The organism is Spirulina subsalsa CS-330 (assembly GCF_028330765.1).
GTDB lineage: Bacteria > Cyanobacteriota > Cyanobacteriia > Cyanobacteriales > Spirulinaceae > Spirulina > Spirulina subsalsa_A.
Genome location: NZ_JAQMTY010000144.1, coordinates 1 through 8,904 on the forward strand (window position 1 = coordinate 1; position 8,904 = coordinate 8,904).

6 protein-coding genes are annotated in these 8,904 nt (G+C 54.6%); 4 read left to right on the plus strand and 2 right to left on the minus strand.

Annotation, left to right across the window (positions count from 1 at the left end; translation table 11 throughout):
* The first annotated feature begins 457 nt into the window (after window positions 1–457).
* Window positions 458–877: an ExbD/TolR family protein gene (locus tag PN477_RS09580; protein WP_272116035.1), complete on the plus strand. Its 420-nt coding sequence runs from the start codon at window positions 458–460 to the stop codon at window positions 875–877.
* A gap of 13 nt (window positions 878–890) precedes the next feature.
* Window positions 891–1,328: an ExbD/TolR family protein gene (locus PN477_RS09585; RefSeq protein WP_272116033.1), complete on the plus strand. Its 438-nt coding sequence runs from the start codon at window positions 891–893 to the stop codon at window positions 1,326–1,328.
* A 27-nt stretch (window positions 1,329–1,355) separates the two neighbouring features.
* On the opposite strand, the gene PN477_RS09590 is transcribed toward PN477_RS09585, so the two are convergent.
* On the minus strand, window positions 1,356–5,138 hold the full coding sequence (locus PN477_RS09590) for a PAS domain-containing protein (protein ID WP_272116031.1): 3,783 nt from the start codon (window positions 5,136–5,138) through the stop codon (window positions 1,356–1,358).
* Window positions 5,139–5,334: 196 nt separating this feature from the next.
* On the opposite strand from PN477_RS09590, the gene PN477_RS09595 reads away from it, so the two are divergent.
* Entirely contained in the window at window positions 5,335–6,576 is a 1,242-nt protein-coding gene (locus PN477_RS09595) for a vWA domain-containing protein (protein ID WP_272116030.1), read from the plus strand.
* 253 nt (window positions 6,577–6,829) lie between these two features.
* On the plus strand, window positions 6,830–8,674 hold the full coding sequence (locus PN477_RS09600; protein WP_272116028.1) for a putative bifunctional diguanylate cyclase/phosphodiesterase: 1,845 nt from the start codon (window positions 6,830–6,832) through the stop codon (window positions 8,672–8,674).
* A 12-nt stretch (window positions 8,675–8,686) separates the two neighbouring features.
* Here the strand turns inward: PN477_RS09600 and PN477_RS09605 are convergent.
* On the minus strand, window positions 8,687–8,904 hold a 218-nt coding region (locus PN477_RS09605; RefSeq protein WP_272147219.1), incomplete at its 5' end, for an EamA family transporter.

Below are 8,904 nucleotides of genomic sequence, written 5' to 3' on the forward strand. Positions count from 1 at the left end.
CCGCTGGGCTAGCGGGGATAGTCTGTGGAGCGAACGTAAGACCATAAACTCCTTGCGGGTGGAGGCTGTTGCTATGAAGCAGAAACCTAAGATGTGAATCTTAGGAATCACTGTGGCTTTAGCCCGGTGAGGATGTCAACAGATCAGGATGAGTAAAACGATGCTACAAATCAAGAGAAGGCCGTCTTTAAGGACGGCCTTCTTTTTTCACTCAAAATGAGTGAGGTTAGACGAGATATAGTCGTGAACAAGTGTATTTGGACAGGCAAGGGGCTTAAACAAGTGTATTTGGACAGGCAAGGGGCTTAAGCCCCTTGTTCCAGAGTCTCTGAATATCCTAAATAGCCTTGGCTAGTGCCGATAAAAACATGCACGAGTGGATCGCTCTGCGCCTTAATCCTGAAACATCTAGACTGGTTCTAGAGTCAACAGATCGCACATCTCCCCTCGTTAAACCATGGCCTTTCGTTCCCGACACCGTGCTACTCCTGCCCCGACGGTGAACCTCGTCCCGATGTTGGATGTGTTGATGTCGGTGCTGACGTTTTTTATTGTCATGGCGATGACGTTAACCGGGTCGCGCTTGGATCGCATTGCCTTGCCCGGTGCGGGAGGGGGTGAGGGCGCGATCGCTCTCCCGCAGAATACGCCGCAGTTGGTGATTGGTCTGACGGCGGATCAAGAGATTGTGATTCAGGGGGAGGGGGTGAATGAGGCGGCATTGGCGACGGTGATGGGGGAGTTTTTAGCGACGGAACCGGAGGGGACTGTGATTCTCAATGCCGATCGCAGCCTGGACTATGCTGAAATTACCGAACTGCTGACCTTAATGGGCAAGGTGGGGGGCGATCGCGTCTCCCTCGCCCTGCAAAATTAACCCCCAAACCCCGATGCGTTTTCGTGCCCGCCGTGACCCTGAAATCCCCACCATTGACCTCACCCCGATGCTCAATGTGATGATGGCGGTGTTGGCGTTTTTTGTGGCGATCGCGATGACCTTGGGGGATAGTCCGGCGGGGGTGGAGGTGACTTTACCCGATACCGATGCCGATCGCCCGGTTGAACCCGACCGCGATCGCACCCTGATCATCTACCTCGACACCCCCGACCAAGCCACCGTCAACGGCCAACCCCTCACCCCCGCCGCCACCGTTGCCGCCGTCGCCCAATACCTCACCGCCCAACCGGACGATGCGGTGGTGCTCCTCGCCGCCCCCACCGTCGCCTATGATGACGTGATCCGCTGGTTAGTGGTGCTGCGGGAACAGGGGGGCGATCGCGTCACCCTCGGCATCCCATCCCCGCCCACGCCATCGAACGATCGCTAGAGGCGCAAAACGGAATTTGGGTCAACCTTACCCACACGGCGGTTCATGGGTGGGAACCGTGAAATAAAAGGTGCTGCCCTGGCCCACCACACTCTCGACCCAAATTTGGCCGCCGTGTTGTTCGATAATCTGCTGACAGATCGCCAACCCTAACCCAGTTCCTCCCTTTTGGCGGGAGTCAGAGCCATCCACTTGGCGGAACCGTTCAAAAATATGGGTAAACTGCTCCTCTGGAATGCCCCGGCCGTGATCTTGAATGCTGATTTCTACCATCGAGGCGGCGTTGAGGTGTCCCGTCAGGGTGATGGTGCTGTCGGGGGGTGAAAATTTCACCGCGTTGCTGATCAGGTTGGTGAGCACTTGGGCGAGGTAGTCCGGATCGCCCCAGAGGGTGAGATCCGCCGGCGGGAAATTCACCTCAAAGCGGAGGTTTTGGGCGTTGGCGAGGCTCTGCATGGCGGCGATCGCATCCTGCAACAACTGCGCCACCGAATAGTTGACCATCATCAACGTAGACTGACCCGCCTCCAACCGCTGCAAATCCAGAATGTCATTCACCAACCGACAGAGGCGTTCTGTATTGGCCACGGCAATATCTAGCATGCGTTCCCCTTGGGCGGTGAGTTGCCCCAGTTTGCCCGTGCGGATCAGCTTTAACGCAGCTTGGAGAGAGGTCATCGGGGTGCGGAGTTCATGGCTAATCACTGAAATTAGCTCATCTTTCATTTGCTCCATCTGTTTGCGATCGCTAATATCCATGTGAGTCCCGGTCATCCGCAACGGTCTCCCCGCCGCATCCCAGTCAAACACCTTGCCATGGGACGCAATCCACACCCAATGCCCCAACCGATGGCGCATCCGAAACTCCACCTGATACACCGTCGTTTGGCCCGTAACATGGCGCTCTAGTTGAGTCTGCACCTGGGGCAAATCATCCGGGTGAACCAGGTTATGCCAGGCCTGCCAATCCGTAAATTGATTCTGAAGAGGATAGCCCAGCATGTTCCAATACTGGGCATTATGCACCACCTGTTGACGGCCATAGTCAAAATCCCACAGCCCCAAATTACTGCCCTCTAGGGCCAATTGCAGGCGCTCTTCACTGCGTTGCCGTTGGTCTTCCGCTTGGAGCCGCTCCAACTCCGCCCCGGCTCGTGTGGCAAACAGTTGCAAGATCAAGAGGGGTAAGTCTTGCTGCACCATCGGCTGGGTATCCATGATGGCTAAATACCCAAACATTTGACCCTGGGAATTGTTCAGGGGAACCCCGGCATAACTTTGGATCTGCTCGGTCTGGAGGTAATGATCGTGGGGAAACTGCTCTTGCAGATGGTCTGGATAAAACGACACGTCTTCCTCTTGGAAAAGGGTTGCACAGGGTGTTCCGACCAGGTCGTAGTCAAAATTGTCTTGAATGGCATTCTGGGCAAACAGGGCCAGGGTGCGGGCACGGGTTGGGGGATGATCGAGGCCGACCGCCACAAACGCATAGCTAACATTGAGCACGGTGGCCAGGTGTTGCACGAGGGAACGAAAAAAGGCAGCGCCAAGTTTGGCGGCGGTATTTTTGAGCAGGACTTGGATGGCGGCTTCGGTGAATTTGCGGGTGCTGATGTCTTCGGCGATGCCGGTAATCCGGTAGACTTCACCGGCAGCGTTTTCAATCGGGAAGGCGCGATCGCGAATCCAGCGCACCTCACCATCGGGCCGAATGATCCGGTATTCCAGTTCGCTTGGCCCCTCGGCTTGGCGCTTGAGAAACGCATCCATGGCGGCGCGATCGTCGGGATGCACTGCCTCTAGATAGTCTTGGGAATTGCGATAGAGTTCAGCACAGGATCGCCCCCAAATCGAGGCATAGGGCGGCGAAATATAGAGGACTTGCTTCATCCTGGGATCAACCATCCAAAACACCGATTGAATATTTTCCGCCAATTGACGAAAGCGGGATTCACTGTCACTCAAGGCTAATTCCGTGCGCATCCGCTGCATTGCATTGGCAAAAATTTCCCCCACCAAGCGCAACAGCAGCACATCTTCTTCTTGCCAGCAGCGGGGTTGTTCAATGGAGTCAAACCCCACAAACCCCATTAAGTCCCCATTGGCCACCATCGGCACCAAGATCAAGGCGTGAATCTGTTGGCTTTGCCAGTGGTCTTGTTCTAGGGCCGCCTCTGGGGGGAGATCGGCCACAGCAGGGATGGAGAGGACTTCGAGGTTAACCAGGTTGTTCAGTAACCAGGGCAACTCGTTAATATTCAGCGTTGTACAGATGGGCCGACCGCATGAAATCACCGGGTTTTGCCAGACGTGAGTGTGGTTTAGAATCTGGTCGGTAATGAGGCAAACATAGCTGCGATCGACGCTCGTAAATTCTCCGATTTTGCCGAGGGCACTTTCGATTTCAGGATCAATGTCCGCCCAATCAAGATTGATAAATTGGGTGGAAATGCTGGTGATCAATTGTTCTAAGGTAAAGCGATTACTGAGGCGATGCTCGACCTGTTTTTGACGGGTTATATCCAGGGCCGTGCCAAATAGCCGCACCACTTGGCCGTAAAGACTGATGATGGGTTGTCCCCGCACAAGTAGATAGCGAATGTCTTGGTCGGGGCGGATGATGCGGTATTCCAGTTCATAGGCTTGGCCGGTTTGGATCGCGTTTTGCATGGCGGTTTCGACGCGATCGCGATCATCGGGGTGGATGAATTCCCGGTACTGATCGCGGAGGACAAAGGCGGAGGATTGCAGGGTGTTCGTGGGGGTGGGTTCATCGTCGGGATTGAGGCCAAAGATGCGAAAGAGTTGGCGCGACCAGGTGATGCGACCGGTGATTAAGTCGAGTTCCCAATCGCCAACATTGGCGAGGTCTTGGGCGGCTTCAAGGCGTTGTTGGCTTTCTTGCTGGATAAATTCGGCTTCTTTTTGCTGGGTAATGTCACGGGCGATCGCGTAGATCACCTGGTCATCCAAGTTGGCAATGGAATTCCACGCCAGCCAACGATAGGTCCCATCACGACACCGATAACGATTTTGAAACGACCAGAGGCCCTGTCCCTGGGCCAGTTGAGCGGCGGCTTGCTGGGTCGAGGCTTGGTCATCCGGATGCACAAGGTCAAGATAGGGCTGATTGAGGAGTTCATCCGCCGGATAGCCCGTGAGGGCCAGCCAGGCCGGATTGATCTGTTTAAAGTACCCGTCAAACCCGGCGATACAACAGGGATCAACCGACTGGGTAAAGAAATGATCGCTAAATGAGGTGGGGTCTGTGGGGCAGTATGGCAGGGTATAGATTTGGGCCAGGCGCAGGGTGATGGCCTGGGTGGCGAGGTGGAGGAGGGTGAGACAGTCTTCGCTCCAGGGGTATTCCGTGGGCGCAGGGGTGGGGGAGTGATCCCAGGGGCGCTGGAGGCGATCGCACCGCAGATACCCCAAGCATTGCCCTTGCATGGTGAGGGGTAAGATGAGACTCGCTTGCTGGTGCGGATCTTGGAAACTCAGGGGGAACTTTTGGAGGCTGGCTAACGTCAACGGCAGGGGGGATGTGTCCCAATGGTGAGTTTGATAGGGTTCAGGCCAGGCCGCTACAGATTCATGGGCAGCGGGGAGGGCGATCGCCGCTGTTGTCGCCCATTGAGACTGGAGGTGAAAGAGAAGAGGTTGAGCCGCTTCACCTTGCCATTCAAACCAGCAAACCCGGTCAACGTCAGCCATCTTGCCAATGAGCATTAAGATTTCGTCTAAACAATCATCAACATTGCTGCGGGTTAGGAGTAATTGTTGAATCTCAAGTAATGCATTAAGAGCCATGGTGATGGGCACAGGGGAATGGAGTAGCCCTACTTCCCATTGTAGGTCTAGCGTTTGGGGCAATGATGAAGCTTTGATGATGTCTCCCCAGGATTGTCTGAATTTTCGGAGAAGCTGCGGCGTTTCTGGCGACTGTCCGAAATTTCAAAAAGCGATCGCGTATCCTGAAAAGATACTGATCTTCTCGCGTTGACTCATGAAAGTTGGATTACAACCGCTCCTGAATGATTCCCACGTTGATGCTCATCAAGCGAGTAGCCAACGGCAACTCTCTATTGCTTTAGCTGCGATCGCGGAACACCAAGACAATGCCATTCCCTTAAATTTATGTCTTGTCCTTGATCATAGCGGTTCAATGAATGGTGCGCCCCTCAAAACCGTCAAGAAAGCGGCCCTGGAGTTGGTGGATCGCCTCAAACCGAGCGATCGCCTCGCCATCGTTGCCTTTGATCACAAAGCCAAAACCCTCGTGCCCAATCAAGCCGTTGAAGACCTCGACACGATTAAAACCTGTCTGCAACGTCTCAGCTCTGAAGGGGGAACCGCCATCGATGAAGGAATGAAACTCGGCATCGAAGAAGCCGCCAAAGGCAAGCAAGACCGAGCCTCCCAGATTTTTCTCCTCACCGATGGTGAAAACGAGCACGGTGATAACGATCGCTGCCTCAAACTCGCCAAACTCGCCTCGGACTACACCATTACCCTCAATACCCTCGGCTTCGGCGCTCATTGGAACCAAGACGTACTCGAACAGATTGCAGACACCGCCGGGGGGACGATGGTTTACATCGAAAGCCCAGAGCAGGCCGGGGAAGAGTTTAGCCGTCTGTTTAAGCGGGCCCAGTCCGTGGGGTTGACCAATGCCTCGTTAATCTTAGAACTCGCCCCCGGTGTCCGCCTCGCGGAGTTGAAACCCATTGCCCAGGTTGCGCCGGAAACGGTGGAATTGACCGTGGAGCAGGATAACGCGCAAACCTACCGGGTGCGGTTGGGGGATTTGATGACGGCAGAGCGGATTGTGTTGGCGAATTTGTATATCAGTCAGTTGCCCCCCGGCAATCAGGCGATCGCCTCGGTGCAGGTGCAGTACGACGACCCCACCACCGGCCAAGCGGCCCAACGCTCCGAGCGGGTTCCGGTCTATGCCGAAGTGCAAGACACCTACGCCGCCCAGCCTAACGATACGGTGCAAAAGTCGATCTTGGCCCTGGCCAAATATCGCCAAACCCAAATCGCTGAAACCAAGCTGCAACAGGGCGATCGCGCAGCGGCGGCCACCATGCTCCAAACTGCGGCCAAAACCGCATTGCAACTCGGCGATCAAAGCGCGGCCACGGTCTTGCAAAAAAGTGCCACCTGTTTGCAGTCGGGGGCGGAACTATCGGAAAGCGATCGCAAGAAAACCCGGATTGTCTCCAAAACGGTTTTACAAGATTAAGACCACGGGATTGTTGTCGTTGCCGGGGGAGACTCTCGCCCTCGGAATCTTGCCGGGTTGAGATTGTCGGGTTGCCCTGGGGGGTGTGAGCCTAGGGGGTGAATCTGTGCGATCGTAGCCCAGCATACAATACAAGCGATCCCCGAAGGGTACTATCAGAATTTAACGTCATCATGAGTCAACCTTTACATTCACACTGTAAATTACGTTCAGACTGTTAAGTTTTGAGGTTACGTCTTAACCTTCCGTAGGTATGGAAATGGAACACGCCGCCCTAATTTTTGTCATCCAAGACCACCTAGATGACCTTTGTGCTCTTTCTCAGGTTTTGCAAGCTGGCGGATATCGCGTCCTGATTGCCAGTGATGGGGAGAGTGCCTTTGAAAAATTGGCCAATGTCGTTCCGGATTTAATTTTGGTCGATCGGGCGATCGCCACCTCCCCAGGGGTCGAGATTTGTCAGATGTTGACTCGCAACGTCAACACCTTGGACATCCCGGTTTTGTTGCTCATGGCCCCAGATGAGGTGGATCAGCAAGGGTTACCGGCTGAAGTGGTGGACGTGATCACCAAGCCCTATCATCCAGATGCTGTCTTAAATCGGATCAAACTGCATTTACAATTGCGATCGCTCAATCTCACCCTCCAGGCTCAACACCAACAACTGAGCCAAGAAATTACCGCCCGTCGCTTGATCGAAGCCGATCTCCAAAAACTGAATAACAACCTTGAAACCCACATCCACGAGCGCACCGAAACCCTCCATCAAGCCCTCCACCGCCTCAAGGAACAGGACGAAGAACTGCGCTACAAAGCCTATCATGACGACCTCACCGGCTTGCACAATCGCAACGGTCTGATTCAATACCTTGATCAATGTCTCGCCCATCAGCAGCCGAAAACTGTCTTTTTCCTCGACCTCGATCGCTTCAAACGGATCAACGATCGCTTTGGCTATGGCGTGGGGGATATCCTCTTGCAAGGTGTGGCTGAACGGTTGCAATCGTTCATCGGCACAAATGCGATCGTGGGTCGGTTGGGCGGGGATGAATTTTTGGTCGTGACTGATGTACAACCCCACCACGGCAAAGCGATCGCTCAACAACTGATCGAACACCTCCGATTTCCCTTCCAACTCCTTCAAGGGTCACTCCAGATCGGCACCTGCATCGGCATCATTCCTGACACCCTCTCCTACAGAAACGCCACGGAGATTCTCCGCGATGCAGACATTGCCCTCCACCACGCCAAACGCATCGGCACAAATATCATCGTGCCCTTGACCCCCCAGATGCAGGAGGCAGCCATGGCCCGCATCACCCTCGAAGACGACATTCGCGCCGGCATCGAGCAGGATCAATTCATGCTCCACTATCAGCCCCTCATCTCCCTCAAAAGTCGTCAAATCATTGGTTTTGAAGCCCTAATCCGTTGGAATCATCCCACCCGTGGCCCCATTCCCCCCAGTCAGTTCATCCCCCTCGCTGAAGAAACCGGACTCATCCAGGCTCTTGATTTTTGGGTGCTGAAAGCGGTGGCGCGTCAATGGCACGCCTGGCAATATCAAGGCATTGACCTCAACACGATTACGATTAATGTCAACCTCGCCACCATTCACTTCCAACAGCGCGACTTTTTGCGACAACTGGATACTCTGTTATCCCATATCAATGTGCCGCCCCGTGCCCTCAAATTAGAAATTACGGAAGGTTTGTTTCTTGACTCGTCTTCTCTGACGCTTTACGCCCTAGAACATCTCACCCGGAAAGGTTATTTTCTCTGCATTGATGACTTTGGGACGGGCTATTCGTCCCTCAGTCGTCTTCATACCTTTCCGATCCAAGGCTTGAAAATTGATCGGTCTTTTGTCAGTGCGATGAGTGAAGATTCTAGTGCGATTGTGCAGACGATTATTGCCTTAGCCCATCATTTGAATTTGAATGTGGTGGCGGAGGGGATTGAGACCGCTGAACAGGGGGATCAACTCCAGCGGCTAGGCTGTGATGTGGGGCAGGGCTTTTGGTTCGCTCGCCCGTTGCCGCCCGCGATCGCCACCCAACATCTCAGCACCAACGACCCCCTACGGATGTGTAGTTAAGGTAGATTGTCCCTAGGCTTGAAAGAGAAGGGCGATCCCGGCGATCGCAATCCCCACCCCCAGCACCGATCGCGGGGTAATGGTTTCACCCCACAGGGCCGCCAGGGGCAAGACAAAGAGGGGACTGGTGGCGAGGAGGGTTTGGGCTGTGCCCGTGGCGGTGTATTTCAGGGCGATCTGTTGGAGCCAAATGGCGAGATAGGTTCCCCCAAAGGCGGCGATCGTGATCG